The following is a 24,503-nucleotide window of genomic DNA, read 5'->3' as shown; positions in this document are numbered from 1 at the left end:
TGCGTGGCGTTACTGACATTTTCGACTCCCCGGTCCGGGTCGTCGTTCCGGATCGCCCCGGTTTCCACTCGTCCCGGTGACGCCGCCCGGATTCCGGACGCCGCGACCGGTCCGGTGCGAAGCACCCGGCGACCGCCCCGGCCGGACGCCGTCCAGCATCCCCCCGCGAAAGCGCCGCTACCCGGCGGCGACCCCGGCGCACGGGCCCCGCGCGCTGCGATCCAGCGCACCATAAGGCCGGGCGCCCCGTTACGTCAGCCGGATGCGGGTGCTGTCACCCGATGGGCTGGAATCCGTCGACCGAACGGTGTGTCCGCCCCGTGCACCACTCCCGTCCCGAAACGCCGGGGGCGCTGCGTCCATGGGGGTTGGTCCCCACGGCTCGCAGCGCCCCCGGCGCGGCCGAACTTCCCTACGCGGTGGCCGCCTTCAGCGCGATGTCGGTGCGGTGCCGGCCGCCCTTGAGCGAGATCCGGTCCACGGCGGCGTACGCGCGCTCGCGCGCCTCGGCCAGGTCGGCGCCGGTCGCGGTGACCGACAGGACGCGCCCGCCGGCGCTCAGCACCTGCCCGTCCTCGCCCGCCCTCGTCCCGGCGTGCAGCACGAAGGCGGTGCCGTCGGCCTCGGCCTCGGCCAGGCCCTCGATCGGGTCGCCGGTCCGCGGCGCCTCCGGGTAGCCCTCGGAGGCGACGACCACGGTGACCGCCGCGCCCTCGTCCCAGCGCAGCGGCTCCAGCTGGTCCAGGGTGCCGGTGGCGGCGGCCAGCAGCACGGCGGCCAGCGGGGTGCGCAGCCGGGCCAGCACGACCTGGGTCTCCGGGTCCCCGAAGCGGGCGTTGAACTCGATCACCCGGGTGCCGCGGGAGGTGAGCGCCAGGCCCGCGTACAGCAGGCCGGAGAACTCGGTGCCGCGGCGGCGCAGCTCGTCCACGGTCGGCTGCAGGACGGTCTCCAGGACCTCCTCGACCAGGCCGTCGGGCGCCCACGGCAGCGGCGAGTAGGCGCCCATGCCGCCCGTGTTGGGGCCCTCGTCGCCGTCCAGCGCGCGCTTGAAGTCCTGCGCGGGCTGCAGCGGGACGACGGTGGTGCCGTCGGTGATCGCGAACAGCGAGACCTCGGGGCCGTCCAGGAACTCCTCGATGACCACGCGCTCGCAGGAGGCGGCGTGCGCCAGCGCGGCCTCGCGGTCGGAGGTGACCACGACGCCCTTCCCGGCGGCCAGCCCGTCGTCCTTGACCACGTAGGGGGCGCCGAAGGCGTCCAGCGCCTCGGCCGCCTCCTCGGGGGTGGTGCAGACGTAGGAGCGGGCGGTCGGGACGCCGGCTCCGGCCATCACGTCCTTCGCGAAGGCCTTGGAGCCCTCCAGCTGGGCGGCCGCCGCGGACGGGCCGAACACCGGGATGCCGGCCGCGCGCACGGCGTCGGCCACGCCGGCGACCAGCGGGGCCTCCGGGCCGACCACCACCAGGGCGGCGTCGAGCCGCCGGGCCAGATCGGTGACCTGCGCACCGTCCAGCTGGTCGACCGGGTGGACCGTCGCCACCTGTGCGATCCCGGCATTGCCCGGGGCACAGTGCAGCTCGGTCACGGCGGGATCTTGGGAGAGAGAGCGGCACAGGGCGTGTTCGCGGGCGCCGCCGCCGATGACGAGGACCTTCACGCCTCGCAAGCGTAGTCGGTGGCCTGTTCCGGCCGCCGTCCGGTCCCGTCGGATCCTCCAGGAGAAGAGGTCGGTACGCCGACGATTGCGGAGAATCCTCCAAATCGGAGGAGGCTCGTCGAACGGTGCGTGCACGGGTCACGACCACGGGTCACCGGACCCTCGCTCGGACGGGTGAAATCCCGCCGAGCCCCGCAACCCGCTCACCTCGGGTTCCGGTGGCCGAAACCGGTAACGATCAACCGCGAAGGTTCCCCACGGTCAGCCATTTGGCGGTAAGAAGTGCTGTTGGACAACCACCGGCGGACAGCACGTCAGCCGATGTGCCGACAGACCCAGCCGCCCGCCCGCCACAGGGAGCCCCACAGGTGAGCCAGCCGGAAATGCAGCCCGAGGAGAGTGCCTGGGGCAAGGAGATCGGTGAGGAGGACCCGCCCGCCGCCGCCGTGGTCCGGCGGGCCTCCACCCGCCACCGGACCGATCTGAGCACCCGCCAGTTCCCGCTCGGGGACTGGGGCGAGCCCGCCGAGCGGCTGGAGGAGCTCTACCGCTGGTCCGAGGAGCGGGCGGTCGAGGCGATCGAGTGGTACCGCCGGGACCGCGTCTGGAAGCGCCGGTGGGCCCGTCTGCTGCGCTTCACCGCGGCCGGCTTCGCGGTGGCCGGGGTGACCGCCCCGCTGGTCGACCTGACCGGCAGCTTCGCGCACGGCACCGGCTGGGGCTACGTCGGCCTGGCGCTCTCCGCCGCCTGCCTCGGCGCCGACCGGGTCTTCGGCCTCACGTCCGGCTGGATGCGGGACGTCTCCACCGGGCAGGCCCTGCAGCGCCGACTGGAGGCCTTCCAGTTCGACTGGGCGTCGGAGTGCGTGCGCGAGGTGCTCGGCCCGACCGAGGGCACCGCGGGCGAGGCCGCCGAGCGCTGCCTGGGCGTGCTGCGCCGGTTCTGCGAGGACGTCTCGGACATGGTCCGCTCGGAGACCTCGGAGTGGATGCTGGAGTTCCGCGCCTCGATGACCCAGCTGCCCACCCAGGCCCCCGGGAGCTGGGGCGGGCGCACCGAGCCGGGGGTGGGCGCCCAGGTGCGGGTGCTGCCGCCGCCGGGCACCCGGCCCACCATGCCGCGCCAGCGGCCCCCGGAGGGGCCGCTGCGGTAGCGGGCGCCGGGGTTCGGTGCGGACGGCGGAGTTCCGAGCGGACGGCGGAGCTCCGAACGAGCGGCGGAGTTCCGAGCGGACCCGGGGCCCGAGCGGGCCCCGGAGCTCCGAGCGGACGGCGGAGCTCCGAACGGGCGGCGGCGTTCGGAGGGGCCTACGCGAAGACGATCATCGAGCCCTGGGTGACGCTCCTGGTCGCCGCCGCGTACAGCCCCGACCAGGCGTGCCGCTCCCGGGCGAAGGGGTGCACGTCGTCGATCGGCGGCCCGAACGGCTGCTCCAGGCCGGTCGGGCCGAGCGGCCGGGTCGGGTTCGGCGGGTTGAGCGGGTCGATGCCCAGCGCCGGTGCCACGGCCTGGAGTTCGCGCAGCAGTCCGTGGCTGGAGCCGAGCGGGCCGCCGGTGGCGAGCAGCGCGTCGTCCACCAGCGGCACCGCGAAGTCGATCGGCACGTACGCGCCCGCGTGGTCGAAGTGCCAGACCAGGTGCGACTGTTCGGCGCTGCTCTCGAACATCTCCAGCAGCTGCTCGTAGTCGCCGCCGAGCGCGTCGACCGGGGTGATGTCCAGCCCGGTGAGGCCCAGCAGGTAGGCGCGGCGCAGGAAGTGCAGCGAGTCGTAGTCGAACGCGGCTATCGGCTCGACCGCACCGCTGAAGCCCGGGACGTACTCGTAGACCGGCACCTCGGGCAGTCCGCGCGACGTCAACACCGCGTTGTAGAGGGCCAGATCGTCCCGGAAGGGGTTGTCGGGGCTGTGGCTCAGCACGTCCACCAGCGGGACGAGCCAGAGGTCGCAGGCCATGGCCGGCAGTTCCTCTCCGGGCGGCGGGGATCGCCCGCGGGGCGGGACGACGACGGGGCGGAGTCGGCACCCGGAGGACCCTTGCGCGGGCGCCCGGTCCGACGCCCGCCCACCCTACCGGCCCGGCGCCGCGTGCGGACCGGGCCGTCCCCGCTGAGCCTCGGAGGGCGGGGAGGACAGCCGCCGGCCGAACCGGCCGTACGGCACCGAGCGGGGCTGCGGCACCAGACCGAGGCCCAGTCCCAGCTCGCGGCCGAGCTCCCGGCCGACCTCGTCGCCGCGCAGCGGCCGCTCGCCGCGACCGGCGGGCCCGGTGGCGCGGTCGGCGGCGAGCTCGCCGGCCCGGTCGGCGGGGCCCCCGGCGTCAGGGCCCCCGGCCCCGGGGTCCGGCGCGGGCGCGGACTCCGGGGCCGACGGGTCGACGGCGCCCGCCGACGGCAGCGCCCCGGTGGTCTCCTCGAGCAGTCCCAGCACCGTCACCGACTCCAGCGGCTGCCCGGTCAGCTCGGCCAGCAGCCGGGCGGTGGACAGGTTGTACTCGCAGATGATCCGGTGCGCGCCGGACAGGTCGTGCGCCTCGATAGCGCCGACCAGGTCCGGGTGGCGGTCCCAGCAGACTCCGCCCAGGTCGGGCATCTCCCGCAGGTAGGGGGCGGCGAACATCCAGGACTGCACCCGCAGCCAGTCCAGGTAGTCGGCGATCCGGCGGTTGCCGAGCAGTCCGGCGACCTCCTGCCAGAACCGGCGGTCGCAGCCCACCATCACGTCCAGGTTCCCGGCCCGCGCGGCCCGGACGGCCGCGTCGGCGCGGCGGCGCAGCGAGGGCAGCCGGCTGAGGTCGGGCAGGGCCCGTCGGGTGGCGAACTGCCGGTGGAAGCTGTCGGTGAGCAGGACCCGGGACTCGAAGATCTCCAGGAAGTCGTCCCAGCCCAGCTCGGGCACGGTGAAGCCGCGGTGGTGCTCGGCCCGCAGCAGCCCCTGCGCGCCGAGGTCGACCAGCGCCTCGCGGGCCGGGGTCGCGGAGACCCCGTACAGCTCGGCGATCTCCTTGACGGTGAAGTTGCGGCCCGCCGCCAGTCGGCCGGCCATCATCTCCTCGCGCAGGGCGCCGGCGATCTGCTCGCGCAGGCTGTTGCGGTGGATGACGGGACGGGGGGAGTCGCCTGCGCCGTTGCCAGGCATGGGCGCGACCTCCTCGGGCGGGCCGATCGGGCCGACCCTCGGCCGGCGGGAACACGACGAGTGCTCATCTTCTCAAACCCGTCGGGGCCGGGTCGGAACCAACCCTCCGGTACGGCCGGGGGCGCGGCCCGGTTCAGCGCTGGACCGGCGCCGGGATCCCCAGCAGGCGGTCCCGCAACACCGGGAACTCCTCCCGCGCCTTCGCCACCTCGGCCGGGTCGAACTCGACCGTCAGCACCTGCTCCTCCGTCCCCGCCTCGGCCAGCACCCGGCCCCACGGGTCCACCACGACGCTGTGCCCGGCCTGCTCCACCCCGGCGTGCGTCCCGGCGGTGTTGCAGGCCAGCACGAAGGCCTGCTCCTCCACCGCCCGCGCCCGGGCCAGCAGCGTCCAGTGCTCGCGCCGCCGGGCCGGCCAGGCCGCCGGAACCACCAGCAGCTGCGCACCGGCGTCGAGCAGCGCCCGGAACAGCTCCGGGAAGCGCAGGTCGTAGCAGGTGGCCAGGCCCAGGGTGGCGAAGTCGGTGGGCGCGGTGACGATCTCCTGCCCGGCACCCATCACCACCGCCTCGCCGCTGTCGAAGCCGAAGCGGTGGATCTTGCGGTAGGTGTGCACCAGCTCGCCGTCCGGCGAGAACAGCATCGAGGTGTTGTAGATCGGCCCGTCCGGATCCCGTTCGACGATCGAACCGGCGTGCAGCCAGACCCCGGCGGCCCGGGCGGCCGCCGCCATCGCGTCCGAGGTGGGCCCGTCCAGCGTCTCGGCGCCGTCCGACCAGAGGTCGTAGGCGAAGCCGCCGAGCGGCCACAGCTCCGGCAGCACCACCAGGTCCGCGCCCTGCTGCGCCCGCACCAGTGCCGCCGCCCTGGCCCGCCGCTCGGCGGGCGGCTCGGCGTCGGAAACCGCGAGTTGGATCAATGAAGCGCGCACAGTACCACCGTCCACCGCAAGAGACCTACGATCGTCACCCGAAAGCGCTGCCCAGCTGTCTCCCGGCAGCGTAACGTGCGGTTAGCGTGCGCGCCCGGAAGCCGGACCAACCCGGCCGGCGGTGACGGCGGGGCGCAGGCGGCAAGGAAGCTGACGGAGGGCCGGAGATTCCCGTGACGGACAACCAGACCGTGCAGGCTTACACCGAGGCGTGGACCCAGAGCATCGAGTCCATATCGGAGCTGGTCGCCCCCCTTCCCGAGGGTTCCTGGAACCGGGCCACCGAGTGCCCGGGCTGGTCCGTCCGGGACGTCGTCTCGCACGTCATCGCGGTCGAGTCCGAGCTGCTCGGCGACCCGCGCCCGATCCACTCGCTGCCGCGTGACCTGCGTCACGTGACCACCGAGTTCGCCCGCTACGTCGAGCTGCCGGTCGACAAGCGCCGCTGCCACACCGCGCTGGAGATGACCAGCGAGCTGGAGTACACGATCATCCGCCGCTCCCGCGCCCTGCGGAACGCCAAGCAGACGCCCGACGAGCCGGTGCGCTGGCCGGCCGGGCCGCTCGCCCGGGACGTCCCGTACCACGAGCTGCTGCGGATGCGGGCCTTCGACGTCTGGGTGCACGAGCAGGACCTGCGCCGGGCCCTGGACGCCCCCGGCAACCTGGACGCCCCGGCCGCGCTGATCACCCGGGACCTGCTCCTGGAACTGCTGCCCAAGGCCGTCGCCAACAAGGCCGGTGCTCCCGCCGGAACCGCCCTGGTGCTCGACGTCACCGGCCCGGTCGAGTTCCTGCGCACCGTCCGGGTCGACGCCACCGGCCACTGCACCGTGGACGAGTCGGTCAGCCTCGCCCCCGACGTCCAGCTCTCCATGGGCTGGGAGACGTACCTCCGGCTCGCCTGCGGCCGCGGCCGGCCCGGACCGGTGTCGATCGAGGGCGACAAGGAGCTGGCCGACCGGGTCCTGGCGAACTTCTCCGTCACCATCTGAGACCCGCCGGCGCCCGCCACCCGGCGTACACGCACGGCCGCACGCCGGGTCGGCACCACTCGTGCATCCATGCGTCAACCCGGCACCAGCCACCTCACCTGTTCGGCCTCGTTGTTCCGGTCAGTCCTGCCACCACCCGGAAGAAGGAGGGGCGTCCCGATGGACGACGAACAGGAACAGCGGGAACAGATGGTGCTGGTGCGGTCGAGCTTCCCGGTCACCGGGCAGCCGATCAGGGTCGTGATGATCGACGGGGAACCGTGGTTCGTCACGGCGGACGTGTGCGCGGTACTCGGCAGGCTGAACCCCAGCCGGGTGCGCCAGGTCGTCGGTCCGACCCATACGCGGGTCGTCAACTCGCGGTCGATTAACCTAACTTTCGGGAAGGTTAATCACGATTCCGCAGGTCAGAAACCCTACACACGTGGCAACCCGACGCTCAACGTGATCAGCGAGACCGGTCTGTACACGCTGATCATGCGGTCGAACAAACCCACCACGAAGCCGTTCCGCGACTGGGTCACCGAGGAGTTGCTCCCCTCCATCCGCCGAGGGGACACCGACGTCCCGACCCAGCAGCGCCGGATGGCGGAGACCCTGGCCGAGGCGATCGGGCAGCAGGTGCGGATCGTCGCCGAGATCGACCACGAGGACTGGCCCGGGCTGACCGTCCACTCGGACGGGACGGTCCACTGCCGCCACGGGGAGATGGTCCTCCACCTGCCGGACCGGGAGGAGGACAGCGGGCCACCGTTCGGCGCGTACTTCGCCTGCCGGGGTGGGGAGCGGGTCGGGATCCGGGGAAGCCGGATCGTCCCGGGCTGCCCGAAGTTGAAGCTGGTGGACCTGATCCGTCTGCACCGCGCAGCGCGGTCCGCCCCCGGCCACGGGTCGGCGCCGGGGCCCGGGTCGATGTATGCGGAGCTGCACGGCGCCCGCGTCGTCGGGACGCCGCGGCAGATGGCCGCGTTCATCCGGGAGTACGGCCGATGATGCCGTCGCCGACCATCACTTTCCGTGAGGGCTAGCGCGTCTTCGCAGGTCGGAAACCCTACGCCTCCGCTGCGGCGACCTTGCGCCGCAGCCGGAGGATCATCAGCGTCCCCACCGCCAGGGGGACGTACTGCCAGCAGAACGCCCAGCGGAAGGCATCGGCGGGGTAGCCGTCGGTGCCTTCCGGGGTGAGGGCGTCCAGGAGGACGCCGACGCCGAAGAGGGTGATCATCGTGCCGATGAAGCCGCCCATGTTGACGATCCCGGAGGCGGTGCCGAGCCGTTCCGCGGGGTTCCGTGAGCGCGCGTAGTCCAGGCCGACGAGCGAGGCCGGGCCGTTGCTGCCCATCACCAGGATGATGCCGACCAGCAGCCACGTCGGCGGGTGCCCGCCGGGCCAGGCGAGCACCAGGGCCCAGCCGAGGCCGGTGGTGGCGATGACGGTGAGGACGATCGGCATCCTGGCCCGCGCGGTGCGGGAGAGCAGTCGGCCGAAGAGGAACCCGAAGCTCATGTTGCTGAGCACCAGCAGGGTCAGCAGCCCGCCGGCCCCGGCCCTGGACATGCCCTGCGCCTGCACCAGGTAGGGCAGGCCCCAGAGCAGGCCGAAGGCGTTGCCGGGGAACTGGGTGGTGAAGTGGATCCAGAGCCCGAGCCGGGTGCCGGGTTCCCGCCAGCAGTCCCGGAGCTGCCGGCCGGTCCGGGGCCGTTCCCGGTGCTCCACCGGACGGATCGGTTCCGCCGCCGCCGGGGACTCCCGGAGGAAGAGCGCGACCAGCGCGAACACCGCGACGCCGAGCAGCGCGATCGCGGCGAAGGTCGGCGTCCAGCCCTCGCTGTGCAGCGCCTGCGCGAGCACCACGGTGGTGATGAGGTTGCCGCCCATCCCGGCCAGGCCGGTCAGCTGGGCGACGAAGGGGTTCTTCGCCGCCGGGAACCAGCGGGCGGCGATCCGCAGCACGCTGATGAAGGTCATCGCGTCGCCGCAGCCGAGCACCGCCCGGGAGGCCAGTGCGGGGGCGAAGGAGGAGCTGAACGCGAAGGCCAGCTGGCCGGTGCTCAGCAGCACGACCCCGAGCAGCAGCACCCGGCGCGGCCCGAACCGGTCGACCAGCAGGCCGACCGGGATCTGCATGGCCGCGTAGACCAGCACCTGGAGGATCGAGAAGGTGGAGAGCGCCGAGGCCCCGATCCCGAAGCGGTCGGCCGCGTCGAGTCCGGCCACCCCCAGGCTGGTGCGGTGGATGACCGCCAGGACGTAGACGCTGACGCCGACGGACCAGGCCAGCCAGGCCGCGCGGCCGCCCGGCGGCCCCGGCTGCACGGGCTGCACGGACGCGGGGGCGAGCGCGGGCACGGACGCAGGGACGGCCGGGGGTTCGGCGGAGGTTCGGGGAGCGGGGGCGGACGGGGGCGCGGCTGAACGGGCGGGCTCCACGGTCATAGTGCGACCAGACTAGTCATCCCATGATGGGAGGCCCAGGGCGGGGTTCGGTCGTGCGGACGCGAACCCGCGCCCCCGCGGGCCCATGGATCCGCCGGTGCGCTCCCCCGCGGCCGGTTCCGTCCTCCCCGGCCTCAGCCGGTCAGCGTCCAGGACACCGACCGGGTCATGTAGCGGTCGCGGAAGGCCTCGTCCCGCACCCAGTCGGTGGTGTCCCGGACGGTGGCCGTCACGGTGGCCGTCCGGCCCGGGGCCAGCTCCAGCTGCGCGGTGTCCAGCCAGGAGCCGTCGGCGGACTGCGGCGTCACCGGGGTCCCGTCCACCGTCCACTCCACCTTCAGCTGCCGCGGCCCGGTCAGCGGCAGCGGCCGGACGTCGAGCCGGGGCCGGCCGGTCACCTCGCCGGGCGCCGGGTGCGGGGGGTCGGTCGGACGGACCTTGCGGTACAGCTCCTCGATGATCGCCTCGCGCGAGGGCAGGTTGTAGGCGCTGCCCAGGGTGCGCATGACCGAGTCCTGGGTGGGCCGGTACAGGCCGTTGGCGCCGCGGTACGCCCCGACGACGCCGGCGCCGTCCGGGGACTCGGCACCCAGCCAGCGCCACCACTTGGTCTGCTTCCTGCGCATGTCGTCGGCGTTGAGCGTGGAGAGGTTCGGGTAGTCGGCGTCGTCCGGGGCGCTGTCGTACTCGTCGCCGAGGTCCCCCACGGTGTGGCCGATCTCGTGCTGGATGATCCGCCCGGCGTCCTGGCTGCCGCCCGCGAGGGTGGTCACGCCGGTGCCGCCGGCGCCGCCGTACTCGGTGGAGTTGGCCAGCGCGATCAGATACTGCGGCCCGGCGCTGTCCCCCGCGTACCGGGCGGTGGCGGCCTCGTCGGCGCAGAGCAGCCGGGCGGTGCCCTCGCACCAGAAGTGCATGCCGAGCGGGGTGCCGGGGTTGCGGCCGCGGCTCTCGGTCTCGGCTATCCCGGAGACCGGGGAGACCACCTCGACCCGCCGTATGTTGAAGAAGCCCTGATAGGTGCGGAAGGGCTCGATCTCCATCAGCGAGTGCCAGGCCCGGTCGGCCTGCTGCCGGAAGAGGTCCTGCTCGTCGGCGGTGTAGCCGTCTCCGAGCAGGACCAGGGTGATCCGGTTGGAGGGGTCCCCGGTGCGGCGTATGTCGACGGTCGGGGCGGCCGCGGGTATCCGCTGGTCGGCGCGGACCGCGGTGTGCGGCGGCACCGCCCGGTCGGCGGGGGCCCCGGGGCCGATCACCCCGAACGGCGAGGGGCCGGCCAGCTCCAGGGCGGCGGGGAGCAGGGCGGTGGACACCAGCACGAGCGCGGCCAGACTCCGAACGAGACGGCCAGGGTTGCCAGGCGGCATACGGGTGCGTCCTCGGGGTTCCGGTCACCCGGCGTCGCCCGGGTGGTGGAGCGGAGACGTACCCGGACCGGCGTGTCGCCCCCACCGACGGCCGCAAATGTCACCGACCTGGCCGAACGATCCGCATCCTCCCAGCCATACCTGTCATACCAATCACTTCGCGCGGGCAGGGCCCGCGCCCGACCACCACCGCCCGACGCCCGGAGCGCTCACCGCTTCCGGAACCCCAGCACCAGGTGGGTGCCCAACCCGAAGAGCAGCCCCCAGAAGGCCGAGCCGATCCCGAACAGGCTCATCCCCGAGGCACTCGCCAGGAAGGTCACCACCGCCGCGTCCCGTCCGCGCTCCTCCGCGACGGCCGCGGTCAGGCTGCCCTGCAGGGAGGCCAGCAGAGCGACGCCGGCGATCACCGCGATCAGTTCCTTCGGCAGCCCCGTGAACAGGCTCACCAGCACCCCGCCGAAGCTGCCCACCAGCACGTACAGCACGCCCGAGGACATCCCCGCGACGTACCGGCGGCGCGAGTCCGGATGGGCCTCCGGGCCCGAGCAGATCGCCGCCGTGATCGCCGCCAGGTTCACCCCGGGCGAGCCGAACGGCGCCAGCAGCATCGACACCGCGCCGGTCGAGCCGATCAGCAGCCGGTCGTCCGCGCGGTAGCCGAAGGCCCGCATCACCCCGAGCCCGGGGGCGTTCTGCGAGGCCAGCGTGACGATCGTGAGCGGGAGCGCCAGTCCGACCAGGGCCGACCAGGAGAACGCCGGGACGGTCAGCACCGGCACGGTCGGCCCGCCCGAGCCCAGGTGCAGCGGCAGTCCGACGGTCAGCGCCGCCAGCACCCCGCCGACCAGCAGCGCGGCCGGTACGGCGTACCGCGGCGCGAAGCGCTTGGCCAGCAGGAAGGCCGCGAAACCGCCCACCACCAGCACCGGGGCGCTGTGCACGGCGCCGAAGATCCCGGCGCCGAAGGAGAACAGGATGCCCGCGAGCATCGCGTTCACGATCCCGACCGGCACCGCCCCGATCAGCCGGCCGAACCAGCCGGTCACGCCGAACAGCGTCACCACCGCCGCGCTCACCAGGAACGCCCCGACGGCCTCCCGGTACGGGTAGCCGCCCAGGCTGGTCACCAGCAGCGCGGCCCCCGGCGTGGACCAGGCGGTGATCACCGGCGTCCGGGTCCACCAGCTCAGCGCGAAGCCGCTCACCCCGCTGCCGATCGCGACCGCCCAGATCCAGGACGCGGTGTGGGCCGCGTCCAGCCGTCCGGCGGCCGCCGCGGCGAGCACCACCACCAGCGGCCCCGAGAAGGACACCGCGACGCACACCAGTCCGGCCAGCAGCGCCGGCCCCGACGCGTCCCGCCGCAGCGACCGACGTTCCCCGCCCTCGACCGGCGTCGACTCCGGCCTGATCGTCAGCTCATCCGTCATCCCGGCAGTATCCCGAAGCGCCCCTCCGAAGACTTCCGAAAAAAGTTCTGAACCCACCTGCAACCCCCGACGGGGATGCGCGTCTAGACGGATGAAGGCACGGAGAGCGAGACCGGCAGAGCCGGGGGGAGCTTCCGCTCACGAGGAGCGGGGCCGGTCGTCTTCACCCACCACACCGCCCGTCACATGACCCTGGGGAGTCACGTCATGCGCACGCCCGTTATCAACCGTTTTGCGAAGAACGACCGCGCCTTCTCCGGCCGCCGCATCGCCGTCCTCGCCGCCACCACCGTCCTCGCCGGCGGCCTCCAGTTCCTCGCCACCGACACCGCCTGGGCGTGCGGCGACGAGACCGGCGACACCACCGCCGTCACCGCCCCGGCCGCCGACCCGGCCAAGCACGACGGCACCTACCAGTCCGGCTTCCACATGACGCCGGACGGCCAGACCATCACCGCGGGCGGCCCCAAGGTCGAGGTCGGCGTCGGCGTCACCAACTTCACCGGCGCGCCGTACCAGAACGTCTCCGCGGTGCTGGCGCTGTACAACCCCGCGTCGAGCCACCCGGAGCAGGGCGTCGACCTGGAGAACGCCAACCTCCGGACCGAGGACTTCACGGTCGAGGTGGCCACCGCCGGCGGCTGGAAGCCCGTCGCCCTCCGCCACGGCTGCGACCCGACGCTCTTCACCGTCGTCTCCCCCGCCACCACCACCGCGCGCCTGGAGACCGGCCACGCGGCCAACTTCATGTTCCGCGTGGGCCTCTCCGCGAAGGCACCGAAGGACCTGAGGGAGATCCAGATCAGCACGCTCGCCCAGGCTCCCGGCTTCCCGGACGTGGTGGGCGAGAGCCACACCTACCACGTGGCCCGAACCGCCGCCCCCGCGCAGCCGACCACCCCGGCCACGCCGGCGCCCACCAAGCCCGCCAAGCCCGCCAAGCCCGCCGCGCCGGCCAAGGAGACCAAGAAGGCCGAGCCCGCCGCCGACAAGGCCCCCGTCAAGGCCGCCGAGCCCACCACGGCGCCCGCCGCCACCCCGTCCGCCGCTCCCACCGCCGCACCGGCCACCACCGCGCCCGCCGGCACCCCGGAGCTCGCGCAGACCGGCGCCTCCTCCACCGACACCTTCCTCGCCGTCTCCTCCGCCGTACTCCTCGCCCTCGGCGTCGGCGTCCTGATCGCCGTCCGGCGACTCCGTCCCCAGCGGTAGGCCCTGTCCGGCGACAGGACCTGGTCGACGGCCGGTCACGACGAAGGGGCCCTTCCCCGCACACAGGTGCGGGGAAGGGCCCCTTCCGTCATTCCGCGGGCCGCTCCGGTGACCGGTCAGCCCCAGGTGATCAGGCGCTTCGGGTACTCCAGCAGGGCGGCCACGTCGGCCAGCACCTTGGAGCCCAACTCCCCGTCCACCAGGCGGTGGTCGAAGGAGAGCGCCAGCGTGGTCACCTGACGCGGGACCACCTTGCCCTTGTGCACCCACGGCATTTCCCGGACCGCGCCGAAGGCGAGGATGGCCGCCTCGCCCGGGTTGAGGATCGGGGTGCCGGTGTCGACGCCGAAGACGCCGACGTTGGTGATGGTGACCGTCCCGCCCTGCATGTCGGCCGGCGAGGTCTTGCCCTGGCGGGCGGTCTCGACCAGCTCGCCGAGCGCGACGGCCAGTCCCGAGAGGGTCTTGGACCCGGCGTCCTTGATGTTGGGGACGATCAGGCCGCGCGGGGTGGCCGCGGCGATGCCGAGGTTCACCTGGCCCTTGATGACGATCTCCTGGGCCGCCTCGTCCCACTGGGCGTTGATCTCGGGGTGCCGCTTGATCGCGGTGAGCAGCGCCTTGGCGACCAGCAGCAGCGGGCTGACCCGGACGTCCCGGCCCAGCTCGCCGCTCTCCTTGAGCCGGCGGACGAACTTCATCGTGCGGGTCACGTCGACCTGGACGAACTCGGTGACGTGCGGAGCGGTGAAGGCCGAGGCCACCATCGCCTGCGCGGTCGCCTTGCGGACGCCCTTGATCGGCACCCGGACATCGCCCGCGGCGGGGACGAGCGCCGGCACCGCGACCGGCTCGGCCACCGCGGTCTCGCCGGCCGGAGCGACCGGAGCGACCGGCTCGGCCTGGGCCGCCGCGTGGGCGTGCACGTCCTCGCGGGTGATCACGCCGTCCCGGCCGGTCGGAGTGACGTCCCGCAGGTCGACACCCAGGTCCTTGGCCAGCTTGCGCACCGGCGGCTTCGCCAACGGCCGCTCCCCGGTCGGCCCTTCGGCGACCGGGGCGGGCGCGACCGGAGCCGGAGCCTGCGCCGGAGCGACCGGGGCGGGCGCGACCGGAGCCGGGGCCGGCTTGGTCGCGGTGACCGTGGTGGTGGTCGTCCGCCGGGCCCGGCGCTGGGCGGTGCCGGTGCGCGGGCCGTAGCCGACCAGCACCTCGCGGCGCTCCGGCTCGGCCTCCTCGGCCGCGGCGGGCGCGGCCGGAGCTGCGGCGACCGGGGCGGCCGGAGCCGCGGCCCCCGCCTCCCCGGCGACCGCGACGGAGATGATCACGGTGCCGACGTCGACCGTCGTGCCCTCGGGGAAGTGCAGCTTCTCGACCACCCCGTTGAACGGGATGGGCAGCTCCACCGCCGCCTTGGCGGTCTCCACCTCGCAGACGACCTGCCCGTCGGTGACGGTGTCACCGGGCTTGACGAACCAGCTGAGGATCTCGGCCTCGGTGAGGCCCTCGCCCACGTCGGGCATCTTGAACTCGCGGAGCGAGCGAACTTCGGTGGTCATCTTCGCTCCCCGGGATCAGTACGCGAGCGCGCGGTCGACGGCGTCGAGCACGCGGTCCAGGTCGGGGAGGAAGGCCTCCTCGACGCGGGACGGCGGGTACGGCGCGTAGTAGCCGCCGACCCGAAGGACCGGTGCCTCCAGGTGGTAGAAGCACTTCTCGGTGAGCCGGGCGGCCAGCTCGGCGCCCATGCCCAGGAAGACCGGTGCCTCGTGCACCACGACGGCCCGGCCGGTGCGCTTGACCGACTCCTCCAGGGTGGTGAAGTCCACCGGGGAGAGCGAGCGCAGGTCGACGACCTCCAGCCGGCGGCCGTCCTCCTCGGCGGCCGCGGCGGCCTCCAGGCAGACCTTGACCATCGGGCCGTACGCGATCAGCGTCGCGTCGGTGCCGGGCCGGACGATCCGGGCCTCGTGCAGGCCCAGGTCGGCGGCGTCGCCGACCTCGCCCTTGTCCCAGTAGCGCCGCTTGGGCTCCAGGAAGACGACCGGGTCGTCCGACTCGATCGCCTGCCGCAGCATCCAGTGCGCGTCGTGCGCGCTGGACGGGGTGACGACGCGCAGACCGGCGGTGTGCGCGAAGTACGCCTCGTGCGACTCGCTGTGGTGCTCGACGGCGCCGATGCCACCCGCGTAGGGGATGCGGATCGTGACGGGCATCTTGACGTGCCCGAGCGCGCGGGCGTGCATCTTCGCCAGCTGGGAGACGATCTGGTCGAAGGCCGGGTAGACGAAGCCGTCGAACTGGATCTCCACCACCGGGCGGTAGCCGCGCAGGGCCAGGCCGATCGCGGTGCCGACGATGCCGGACTCGGCGAGCGGGGAGTCGATCACCCGGTCCTCGCCGAAGTCCTTCTGCAGGCCGTCGGTGATCCGGAAGACACCACCGAGCTTGCCGATGTCCTCGCCCATGAGGAGGGTCTTCGGGTCGTTCTCCAGCGACTTGCGCAGCGCCCCGTTCAGCGCCTTGGCGATGCTCAGCTGACCGGCCATCAGAGGTTCTCCCCCGCCTCGAAGGAGGCCGCGTACTCGACGTACTCGGCCCGTTCCTCATCGACCAGCGCGTGCGGCTCGCTGTACACGTGGTCGAAGATCAGGGTCGGGTCCGGGTCCGGCATGCCGCGCACGCCCTCGCGCACCCGCAGCCCCAGCTGCTCGCTCTCGGCGTCGACGGCGGCGAAGAACTCCTCGTCGGCCAGGCCCTCCTTCTCCAGGTGGGCGCGGAGCCGGCTGATCGGGTCCTTGGCCTTCCAGGCCTCGGTCTCCTCGGAGTGCCGGTAGCGGGTGGGGTCGTCCGAGGTGGTGTGGGCGCCCATCCGGTAGGTGAAGGCCTCGATCAGCACCGGGCCGTTGCCGCTGCGGGCGTGGTCGAGCGCCCAGCGGGTGACCGCGAGGCAGGCCAGCACGTCGTTGCCGTCGACCCGTACGCCGGGGAAGCCGAAGCCGGAGGCGCGGCGGTACAGCGGGATCTTGGTCTGGGTGGTGGTGGGCTCGGAGATCGCCCACTGGTTGTTCTGGCAGAAGAACACCACCGGCGCGTTGTAGACCGAGGCGAAGGTGAAGGCCTCGTTGACGTCGCCCTGGCTGGAGGCGCCGTCGCCGAAGTACGCGATGACCGCGTCGTCGGCGCCGTCCTTGGTGATGCCCATCGCGTACCCGGTGGCGTGCAGGGTCTGCGCGCCGATCACGATGGTGTACAGGTGGAAGTTCTTCTCGTTCGGGTCCCAGCCGCCGTGGTTCACGCCGCGGAACATGCCGAGCAGGTTCAGCGGGTCGACGTCGCGGCACCAGGCCACGCCGTGCTCGCGGTAGGTGGGGAAGGCGTAGTCGCCGGTGCGCATGGCGCGGCCGGAGCCGACCTGGGCGGCCTCCTGGCCCAGCAGCGAGGCCCACAGGCCCAGCTCGCCCTGGCGCTGCAGCGCGGTGGCCTCGCCGTCGAACCGGCGCACCAGCACCAGGTCCCGGTAGAGGGAGCGCAGCTCCTCCGGAGTGGTGGTGAGGGGGTAGTCCGGGTGCTCGACCCGCTCGCCTTCCGGGGTGAGCAGCTGGACGAGCTCCGGCTGGGCGTCCTTACCCGTGGCGCGGAGGGTGTCAGGGACAGCGGGGGCCGCCTTCTTGCGGGCCCTCGCCGTGCTTTTGACGGTCACGTTCACTCCTCGGTCTGTCCGGCCGCCCGGGGTCGCCGGTGACCGGTCCGGTCACCGCCTCGCGGGGCGCGCGTGGGTGTGCGCACCTACTGCGGGGCAGGTGGTGATCCTGTTCCGACGGCACCCTCACGAGAACGTTACCCAGCGTCCGCCCTTGGCGCGCTTGCGCTAGGACGTCCTACTTGTTCAGGGCCTACAACCCCGAGGGTGCCGCGCTCGGACCGCCGTCGGAAGGGTGGGGGTGACGGACGGCGTGACGCAGCTCTCAATTCGAGCGCCTTCAGGACACCAGCGCACGTTATCCGGGCGGACGCCTGTGCGTAAGGGGGTTCTCGATATCGGTTTTGGATGGCTCTGGCCGGATCACGCCGTGACGACTGGGCGGGCGATAGGTCTTTCCTACGGTGATATGGGAGGCTTTGGTCGTGACTGATAACGGACAAATCAGGGTATTCCTGCTCGACGATCACGAGGTCGTCCGGCGGGGCGTGCACGATCTGCTCTCGGTCGAGGACGACATCGAGGTGGTCGGCGAGGCCGGCACTGCCGCCGAGGCGCTCACCCGGATCCCCGCGGTCCACCCCGACGTCGCCGTGCTCGACGTCCGGCTGCCGGACGGGAACGGGGTCGAGGTCTGCCGCGAGATCCGGTCCCGGCTGCCGGGGCTCAAGTGCCTGATGCTGACCTCGTTCTCGGACGACGAGGCGCTGTTCGACTCGATCATGGCGGGCGCCTCCGGCTACGTCCTGAAGGCGATCCGCGGCACCGACCTGATCACCGCCGTCCGGGACGTCGCGGCCGGCCGCTCGCTGCTCGACCCGGTCGCCACCAGCCGGGTGCTCGCCCGGCTGCGCGACGGCGGCGAGAAGGAGGACGAGCGACTGGCCCAACTCACCAAGCAGGAGCGGCGGATCCTCGATCTGATCGGCGAGGGGATGACGAATCGTCAGATCGGCAACGAGTTGCACCTGGCCGAGAAGACGGTGAAGAACTACGTCTCCAGTCTGCTCGCCAAGATGGGCATGGAGCGACGCACCCAGGCGGCCGCCTTCGTGGCGCGGCACCAGGCCGACCACCAGTACTGACCAGCCGACTGCACACATCTGACGACTTGTCAAGGGCCCCCGCCAGGGGGCCCTAACCTCTGGCTGTGACTTTCAGCCAGACCCTCGCCTGCGCCCCGGCCCGCCCCGACCTCTCCGCTCCGCCGATGGGGACACTCAGCCCACCCGTCCCGCACACCGCGCTCGCCGAGGTCCTGGCCCGTTACCCGGTGGGGCGGCTGCTGACCGCCGAACCGGTCGCCGAGGGCCTGCTGAACCGGGGGTACCGGGTCACCACCGAGGCCGGTCGGTACTTCCTGAAGTGCTACGTCGACACCGCCACCGCCAGCCGCCCGAAGATCCTCGCCCACCACCGCGCGATGGCCGCGCTGCACACCCTCGGACTGCCCGTCGCACCCCCGCTGGCCTGCGCCGAACGCTCCGGCACGGTGGCCGGGGCGGGCGGCCGGCTGTTCGCCCTCTTCCCGTGGACCGATGGCCGACACCGGCACGGTACGGAGCTCGACCTGCCGCAGTGCGACGGGCTCGGCGCGCTGCTCGGCCGCCTGCACGGCGCGCTCGACGACGTCTGCGCCCCCTTCGACCAGCCCGCCGGCTACCACAGCGCCGACCCCGCCGACAGCGCGGCGCTCGCCCGCGACCTGCGGCGCAGCGCCCGGGAGCACCGCCCGTACGGGGACCTGGACGCGCTGGTCGAGCAACGCCTCACGGAACGGCTGGAACTGCTCGCCGAACACGCCCACCGCCGCCCCGCCCCGCAGGCCGCCCCGCCCACCGGCTGGACCCACGGCGACTTCCACGGCCTCAACCTGCTGTACGGCGACGGCCCGGCGGGCGACCGGGTGGCGGCCGTCCTGGACTGGGACAAGCTCGGCCCGCAGCCGCGCGCCGAGGAGGCCGTCCGGGCCGCCACGCTGCTCTTCAACGACCGGACGTCCGGCGTCCTCGACCTGGTCCGGGTCCGCCGGTACTCCCAGGCCTACCGGGCCTCCGGGGCCGCCACCGCCGAGCACCTGGCCGCCGCCGCCCACCGGGTCTGGTGGGAGCGGCTGAACGACTTCTGGATGCTGCAGTGGCGCTACCAGCGGGGCGACCACCGGGCCGACCCGCTGTACCCCGCCTCGGCGGGCCAACTGGCGTGGTGGTGCCAGGAGTACGAGCAGGTCCTGGACGCCTTCGCCAACTGACCCGGGTCAGTTCCCCGCAGGCTGCGACGCCGACGGCTTCGAGCTCGGCGGCACCGGGTTGGTGGGCGTCCCGCCCCCGCCGCCCGCGGTCGGCGTCGAGCCGCCGGTCGACCCGCCGGTCGGCGTGCTCGTCGCCGTCCCCGTCGCCGTGTGGGTGGCGGTCGCCGTCGGCGTCGGGGCCTGGGTGTGCTTGCCCGCGCTCGGCGACGGCGACACGTTGGTGCCGTTGTTCCCCGAGGTGTTCCCGCCGTTGTTGCCGTTGTCGGTCGGCTGCTGCGGCTTCCTGCTGCCGGGGACCGAGGCCGGCGGGCTCGGCAGACCGCTCTGGGACTGCGTGGCCGGCTCGGTCGTGCTGACCGCCGGCGGGGGCGTCGAGGGCAGGTTGTGGTCCTTGGTGCCGCCGTCGTCGCCCCCGCCGCTGAGGGCGATCGCGATCCCGGCCCCGGCCGCGACCAGCACGGCGATCGCGCCGGCCACCCAGGCCCACGGCCCGCGCCGCCGACCGTGCCCGTCGTCGTCGCCGCCACCGCCGTACGCCCCGCCGCCGCCCGAATAGGGGGTGAAGGGGGTCTGCTGGTCGCCCTGGTAGGGCAGCGCGGAGGTCTGGTCGCCGGGGCGGACCACCCCGAAGGCCGCGGTGGCCGCGGTCTGGTCCGGCCGGATCACCTGGGTCGCACCGGTGTCGCCCGCGGCGCCGGCCGCGCCGACCCAGCCCGCCCCGGCCGCGCCGTGCATCTCGCGCAGCGCGTGCTGCAGGTGGGCGCGGAACTCGTCGGCGTCCTGGAAGCGGTCGTCCGGGTTCTTGGCGAGCGAGCGCAGCACCAGCGGGTCGAGGCCGACCGGTACCCGGCTGTTGGCCTGCGAGGGCGGCACCGGCGGGTCCTGGACGTGCTGGTAGACCACCGAGAGCGGGGTGTCGCCGGTGAACGGCGGGCGCAGCGTGAGCAGTTCGTACAGCATGCAGCCGGCCGCGTACAGGTCGGAGCGGTGGTCGACCGGCTTGCCGAGCGCCTGCTCGGGCGAGAGGTACTGCGGGGTGCCCATGACCATGCCGGTCTGGGTCATCGTGGTGGCCCCGCCGGTGAGCGCCCGGGCGATGCCGAAGTCCATCACCTTGACCGCGCCGCTGTTGGTGATGATCACGTTGGCGGGCTTGATGTCGCGGTGGACGATGCCGTTCCGGTGGCTGTAGGCGAGCGCCTCCAGCACTCCGGCGATGATGATCAGCGCCTGGTCGACCGGCGGCGCGTCCTCGTCCGCCAGCAGCTCCCGGACAGTCCGGCCCTCGACCAGCTCCATCACGATGTACGGCGTGGACTCGTCCCCGACGTACTCCTCGCCGGTGTCGTAGACCGAGACGATCGAGTGGTGGTTGAGCGCCGCGACGGCGTGCGCCTCGCGGGTGAACCGCAGCCGGGCGACGTCGTCCTGGGCCAGCTCGCCGCGCAGCAGCTTGACGGCGACGGTGCGGCCCAGCCGCACGTCCTCGGCGGCGAACACCTCGGCCATGCCACCGCGGCCCAGCCGGTGGGTCAGCCGGTAGCGGCCCTCACCGACGGTGCCCAGCGGCGCGGCGGTGCCGCGGCCGGGGGTGTGCGGGCCGCCGGCGCCGATGACGGGCGGCAGCGCCGAGGTCGCGGCCTCGCTGCCGGGCTCGGGGATCCTCGGCGTCCCGCCGGTCCGGCCGGCCGCTCGGGCACCGGCGTCGTCGTCCGGCTGATGCGTCTGTGCCATCGCTCCTCGCCCCGGGCGTTCGCTCGGATCGCGGTGCCCTGTCGCTTACGTATCCCCGAACGCTACCGCTTCCGGGCCGCACCGTGACACGCCCGAACCGGCCGGAAGCCGTCAGAGCAGGCCATTCCGGTCGGCCGGGAGGCCGGCCGGGGCGTCGACCACCAGCACGTTCGCCGGGCCCGCGCCGTGGCTGTACTTGCCGTTCGTCTTCTTGTCGGCGTTGTTGATCACGATCGCGATGATGATGCCGGCCAGCACGAGCACGCCGACGATGATCCCGATCACGACCACGGCCGTCGAGCAGCCGCCCCCGGAGGGCTTCGGCTGCTGGTACGGCGGCATGGGCTGCGGCATCGGCCGCGGCGGCGGGGTGTGCGCCTGCTGCGGCCCCCCTGGCCGGAGGAACTGCGGGTGCGGGGTGTGCGGGGCCTGCGGAGCGGGGGTCTGGTAGGCCGGCGGCGGCGTCTGGTACTGCGGCTGCCCCTGCTGGAGGAACTGCGGGTGCGGGGTGTGCGGGGCCTGCGGACCGGGCGTCTGGTAGGCCGGCGGCGGCGTCCGGTACTGCGGCTGCCCCTGCTGGAGGAACTGCGGGTGCGGGGTCTGCGGGGCCTGCGGGGTCTGCGGGGCGGCGTGCACCGAGCGCGGACCCTCGTTGATCACCAGCGGGGTGCTGGCCTGCAGCTTGTGCCCGTTGCCGCCGCCCTTCGCGGCCTCGATCAGCCGCTCCGCCTCGTCCCGCATCGCGGCCGCGCTCTGGAACCGGTGCGCCGGGTCCTTGCGCAGCGCCTGGGCGACGAACGCGTCCACCTCGGGGGTGACCGAGCGGTTGAGGGTGGAGGGCGCCGGCGGCTCCTCCTGGACGTGCTTGTAGGCGATCGAGAACGCCGAGTCGCCGTCGAAGACCAGCTGGCCGGTGAGCATCTCGAAGAGCATCACGCCGACCGAGTACAGGTCGGAGCGGGCGTCCACCGGCTTGCCGAGCGCCTGCTCGGGCGAGAGGTACTGCGGGGTGCCGACCACCATGCCGGTCTGCGTCATCGACGTGACGCCGGATTCGAGCGCCCGGGCGATGCCGAAGTCCATGACCTTGACGTTGCCCTTGCGGTCGAACATGACGTTGCCGGGCTTGATGTCGCGGTGCACCAGGCCCATGTCGTGCGAGGCCTCCAGCGCGTTCAGCACGCCGATGGTGACCTTCAGGGCGTCCTCGGTCGGCATCGCGCCGTACTGGGCGATCGCCTCGTTGATCGCCTCGCGCAGGCCCTTGCCGTCGATCAGCTGCATGACGATGTACGGCGTGCTGGAGCCGTCCGGGGCGATGTCCTCGCCGCTGTCGTACACCGTGACGATGTTCGGGTGCTCCAGCCGGGCCACCGCCTGGGCCTCACGGCGGAACCGCTCCTTGAACGAGTCGTCCCGGCCCAGCTCGCTGTGCATGCTCTTCAGCGCGACCTGCCGGTCCAGCACGCTGTCGTAGGCGAGGTGCACGGACGCCATGCCGCCCTCGCCCAGCAGCCGCTGCAGCACATAACGGCCGTTGCCCAGGGAGAAGCCCTCGACCGCCGCGTTGCCGTGCTCGCTCATGGTCCTCTGCTCCCCCTCGGCGCGGCCGTGCTGCCGCAACCTGACGTTCGGTCTTCGTCCGTGCGTGGTGACCCGGCCCACCGGCCCGGCGAACCCCTGCCGCGGCGGCTCGACCGGCCTGCGACAGGGGTCAGGGTATCGGCTCGCGCCGACGGTGATCGGCCCAGGGCCGTTCCTCGGTCCGGGCCGTCGGCGCCGGATCCCGGCGACGACGGCCCGGGGCGGATGGTCGTGGTACGTCCGGTCCGGCGGCCCGCCGGAGCTACCGGCGGGTACCGGACGCGGGTGCGGCTACAGGTACGGGCCGGAGCGGATGCCGCGGCCCTGGCCCGGCTCGTCCTCGTCCTGCTCACCGCCGTGCAGACCGGGCGGCAGGGCCCGCCGCATCTGCTCCAGCTGGGCCCGCGCCGCCATCTGCTGGGCGAACAGCGCGGTCTGGATGCCGTGGAACAGGCCCTCCAGCCAGCCGACCAGCTGGGCCTGGGCGATCCGCAGCTCGGCCTCGGTCGGGATGGAGTCCTCGGTGAACGGCAGGGACAGCCGCTCCAGCTCGGCGACCAGCTCCGGGGCCAGGCCGAGTTCGAGCTCCTTGATCGAACTCGCGTGGATGTCCTTCAGCCGGGCCCGGCTCGCCTCGTCGAGGGGCGCCGCCCGGACCTCCTCCAGCAACTGCTTGATCATGCTGCCGATGCGCATGACCTTGGCGGGCTGCTCGACCATCTCGGTCACCGGGAGCTCACGCGGCACGTCGCCGTCGTCCTCGCCCTCCCCGGCGTGGCCGCCGAACCCCTGGCCCACGGGCATCCCGTCCGGTCCGACGATCAGCACCTTCTGGCTGTCCTGCGGCTGCCCGCCGGCCGCCTGGTAGGGCTCCTGCGACGAGCGCTCGTTCATCGGATTCGTCATGAACAACATTCTCTCTCACTGGGGTTGGTCGGGCGGAAGCCCCCGTGTGTCCCGCCGGCCTGCGCCACCCGTCACGACGGTACGCCGCCGCGCGCCGCGCGGGAATCCGTACGGCTCCTCAGATCCCGCGCCCGGCCCACCGACCACCCCGCCCGAACCCGCACCGAACCTCCACCCGCCCGTGCTCCGGCCACGGCGGCAGCGGCCCTTCCGGCAGCGGGCGCGCGGCGGGTGCGCGGCGGGTGCGCGGCGCGCAGCGGCGACCGCACCCGCGGCCCGGCCCCGTTCTCACCCCTTGCGCAGCCTCAGCCCTTGCGCAGCCGAAGGCCGACCAGCCCGAGCCCGCAACCGATCAGGCCCAGGCCGACGCCCAGCGGGAGCTGGGTCGTGGAGGCGTCCCGCCAGCGGGCGGGCAGGACGATCGGGCCGGCGGCGGCCGCGACGGGCAGGCCGGAGGCGGTGGTGACGGTGTCCGGTGCGACGGCGTCCCCGGGGGCGTCCGGGTCCGGGGTGTCCGGCTCGGCCTCCGGCCGGGCGGCGCCCTCGACGGCCTGGTCCTGGGCCTGCTCGGGCGCCTGGCCGACGACCTGGTCCGGTGCTTGATCGACGGCCTGGTCCGGTGCTTGATCGACGGCCTGGTCCGGTGCCTGGTCCGGCGCCTGCTCCACGGCGGCCGCGGGGTGCTCCGGCAGCGAGGCCGGGCGGTGCCGGTGGCCCCGGGGGAAGGTGCCGTCGGGATGCGCCCGGGACAGCGCGCGCTGCGGCGGCGCGGGCGCCGGGGTGGGTGCGTCCGGGCTCGCCGGGCCGGTCCACTCCGCGCCCGGGGAACTCCCCGCCTCCGGCCCCGAGGGCATCGGGGCGGCGGGGGAGGCGGGGGAGGCGGGAGCGCCCGGAGGAGGAGCGGCCTGGGAAGGAGCGGCCGCGGACGAGGAGGGCGACGGCGAGAGCCCTGCGGAGGGCGACGGCACCGCCACCGCCACCGAGGCGGCGGCCAGGGGGAGCGAGAGTCCCAGCACGGCCGCCGCGAACAGCTGCTGGGCACGGCCCGGGCGGGGGCGGCGAGGGGTACGACGGTGGTGCGGCGCCGCGGGCAGCGGCCCGAGGCAGGCGTGCGGTGATGCGGCCACGGTCGGAGTCCTTCCGACGGCCGCC

Annotated in this window: 20 protein-coding genes; 6 read left to right on the top strand and 14 right to left on the bottom strand. The window is 73.6% G+C overall.

Annotated features, from left to right (window positions below):
- Positions 1-412 precede the first annotated feature (412 nt).
- Entirely contained in the window at positions 413-1,660 is a 1,248-nt protein-coding gene (gene purD / locus ACZ6Y7_RS01725) for a phosphoribosylamine--glycine ligase (protein ID WP_465755880.1), read from the bottom strand.
- Between the two features lie 368 nt (positions 1,661-2,028).
- Here purD and ACZ6Y7_RS01720 point away from each other — a divergent pair, with 368 nt between their 5' ends.
- The gene (locus ACZ6Y7_RS01720; protein ID WP_465755879.1) at positions 2,029-2,814 is read left to right on the top strand and encodes an SLATT domain-containing protein; all 786 of its coding nucleotides are present in this window, start codon (positions 2,029-2,031) and stop codon (positions 2,812-2,814) included.
- A gap of 154 nt (positions 2,815-2,968) precedes the next feature.
- On the opposite strand, the gene ACZ6Y7_RS01715 is transcribed toward ACZ6Y7_RS01720, so the two are convergent.
- From ACZ6Y7_RS01715 to ACZ6Y7_RS01705, 3 genes are all read right to left on the bottom strand, one after another.
- Positions 2,969-3,616: a hypothetical protein gene (locus tag ACZ6Y7_RS01715; protein ID WP_465755878.1), complete on the bottom strand. Its 648-nt coding sequence runs from the start codon at positions 3,614-3,616 to the stop codon at positions 2,969-2,971.
- Positions 3,617-3,730: 114 nt separating this feature from the next.
- Complete coding sequence (locus tag ACZ6Y7_RS01710; protein ID WP_465755877.1) at positions 3,731-4,798, bottom strand: GntR family transcriptional regulator; 1,068 nt, start codon at positions 4,796-4,798, stop codon at positions 3,731-3,733.
- Between the two features lie 133 nt (positions 4,799-4,931).
- Positions 4,932-5,729 (bottom strand): carbon-nitrogen family hydrolase, encoded by a 798-nt coding sequence (locus ACZ6Y7_RS01705; protein WP_402216154.1) that lies wholly within the window; start codon positions 5,727-5,729, stop codon positions 4,932-4,934.
- 173 nt (positions 5,730-5,902) lie between these two features.
- Between ACZ6Y7_RS01705 and ACZ6Y7_RS01700 the strand changes: the two genes are divergently transcribed.
- Together ACZ6Y7_RS01700 and ACZ6Y7_RS01695 are read left to right on the top strand one after the other, a co-directional pair.
- Complete coding sequence (locus tag ACZ6Y7_RS01700; RefSeq protein ID WP_465755876.1) at positions 5,903-6,724, top strand: maleylpyruvate isomerase family mycothiol-dependent enzyme; 822 nt, start codon at positions 5,903-5,905, stop codon at positions 6,722-6,724.
- A 159-nt stretch (positions 6,725-6,883) separates the two neighbouring features.
- Positions 6,884-7,717: a BRO-N domain-containing protein gene (locus tag ACZ6Y7_RS01695; RefSeq protein ID WP_465755875.1), complete on the top strand. Its 834-nt coding sequence runs from the start codon at positions 6,884-6,886 to the stop codon at positions 7,715-7,717.
- Positions 7,718-7,775: 58 nt separating this feature from the next.
- On the opposite strand, the gene ACZ6Y7_RS01690 is transcribed toward ACZ6Y7_RS01695, so the two are convergent.
- The 3 genes from ACZ6Y7_RS01690 to ACZ6Y7_RS01680 all read right to left on the bottom strand — a co-directional run bounded on the left by ACZ6Y7_RS01690 (position 7,776) and on the right by ACZ6Y7_RS01680 (position 11,961).
- A complete protein-coding gene (locus ACZ6Y7_RS01690) occupies positions 7,776-9,161 on the bottom strand; it encodes an MFS transporter (RefSeq protein WP_465755874.1) in 1,386 nt (461 codons plus the stop codon).
- 134 nt (positions 9,162-9,295) lie between these two features.
- The gene (locus ACZ6Y7_RS01685) at positions 9,296-10,528 is read right to left on the bottom strand and encodes a M64 family metallopeptidase (protein ID WP_465755873.1); all 1,233 of its coding nucleotides are present in this window, start codon (positions 10,526-10,528) and stop codon (positions 9,296-9,298) included.
- Positions 10,529-10,737: 209 nt separating this feature from the next.
- Complete coding sequence (locus ACZ6Y7_RS01680) at positions 10,738-11,961, bottom strand: benzoate/H(+) symporter BenE family transporter (RefSeq protein WP_465755872.1); 1,224 nt, start codon at positions 11,959-11,961, stop codon at positions 10,738-10,740.
- A 207-nt stretch (positions 11,962-12,168) separates the two neighbouring features.
- Between ACZ6Y7_RS01680 and ACZ6Y7_RS01675 the strand changes: the two genes are divergently transcribed.
- A complete protein-coding gene (locus tag ACZ6Y7_RS01675; protein ID WP_465755871.1) occupies positions 12,169-13,173 on the top strand; it encodes a hypothetical protein in 1,005 nt (334 codons plus the stop codon).
- Positions 13,174-13,289: 116 nt separating this feature from the next.
- Here ACZ6Y7_RS01675 and ACZ6Y7_RS01670 read toward each other — a convergent pair whose 3' ends face one another.
- The 3 genes from ACZ6Y7_RS01670 to pdhA are packed head-to-tail and all read right to left on the bottom strand — an operon-like array spanning position 13,290 to position 16,876.
- Positions 13,290-14,732: a dihydrolipoamide acetyltransferase family protein gene (locus tag ACZ6Y7_RS01670; protein ID WP_465755870.1), complete on the bottom strand. Its 1,443-nt coding sequence runs from the start codon at positions 14,730-14,732 to the stop codon at positions 13,290-13,292.
- A 15-nt stretch (positions 14,733-14,747) separates the two neighbouring features.
- On the bottom strand, positions 14,748-15,722 hold the full coding sequence (locus ACZ6Y7_RS01665; protein WP_465755869.1) for an alpha-ketoacid dehydrogenase subunit beta: 975 nt from the start codon (positions 15,720-15,722) through the stop codon (positions 14,748-14,750).
- Positions 15,722-16,876, bottom strand: a complete 1,155-nt coding sequence (pdhA, locus tag ACZ6Y7_RS01660) for a pyruvate dehydrogenase (acetyl-transferring) E1 component subunit alpha (protein ID WP_465755868.1) — start codon at positions 16,874-16,876, stop codon at positions 15,722-15,724. Before pdhA ends, ACZ6Y7_RS01665 begins: the two co-directional genes overlap by 1 nt.
- Positions 16,877-17,301: 425 nt before the next feature.
- Here pdhA and ACZ6Y7_RS01655 point away from each other — a divergent pair, with 425 nt between their 5' ends.
- Both ACZ6Y7_RS01655 and ACZ6Y7_RS01650 read left to right on the top strand, forming a co-directional pair.
- Positions 17,302-17,961 carry a response regulator gene (locus ACZ6Y7_RS01655; protein WP_465755867.1) on the top strand — a complete coding sequence of 220 codons (660 nt, stop codon included), beginning with the start codon at positions 17,302-17,304 and terminating at the stop codon, positions 17,959-17,961.
- A gap of 65 nt (positions 17,962-18,026) precedes the next feature.
- Positions 18,027-19,127, top strand: a complete 1,101-nt coding sequence (locus ACZ6Y7_RS01650) for a phosphotransferase (protein WP_465755866.1) — start codon at positions 18,027-18,029, stop codon at positions 19,125-19,127.
- 6 nt (positions 19,128-19,133) lie between these two features.
- On the opposite strand, the gene ACZ6Y7_RS01645 is transcribed toward ACZ6Y7_RS01650, so the two are convergent.
- The 4 genes from ACZ6Y7_RS01645 to ACZ6Y7_RS01630 form a co-directional block, all read right to left on the bottom strand.
- Complete coding sequence (locus ACZ6Y7_RS01645; RefSeq protein WP_465755865.1) at positions 19,134-20,861, bottom strand: protein kinase domain-containing protein; 1,728 nt, start codon at positions 20,859-20,861, stop codon at positions 19,134-19,136.
- A 111-nt stretch (positions 20,862-20,972) separates the two neighbouring features.
- The gene (locus ACZ6Y7_RS01640; protein WP_465755864.1) at positions 20,973-22,445 is read right to left on the bottom strand and encodes a protein kinase domain-containing protein; all 1,473 of its coding nucleotides are present in this window, start codon (positions 22,443-22,445) and stop codon (positions 20,973-20,975) included.
- Positions 22,446-22,736: 291 nt separating this feature from the next.
- Positions 22,737-23,351: a bacterial proteasome activator family protein gene (locus tag ACZ6Y7_RS01635; RefSeq protein ID WP_465755863.1), complete on the bottom strand. Its 615-nt coding sequence runs from the start codon at positions 23,349-23,351 to the stop codon at positions 22,737-22,739.
- Positions 23,352-23,656: 305 nt separating this feature from the next.
- Positions 23,657-24,478, bottom strand: coding sequence for a hypothetical protein (locus ACZ6Y7_RS01630; RefSeq protein ID WP_465755862.1), 822 nt, complete (start codon positions 24,476-24,478; stop codon positions 23,657-23,659).
- Between the last annotated feature and the right edge of the window lie 25 nt (positions 24,479-24,503).

The sequence above is a fragment of the Kitasatospora sp. NPDC053308 genome (assembly GCF_055585785.1).
The sequence above is the reverse complement of the archived record's forward strand: the minus strand, read 5'-3'. Positions and strand labels throughout refer to the sequence as shown.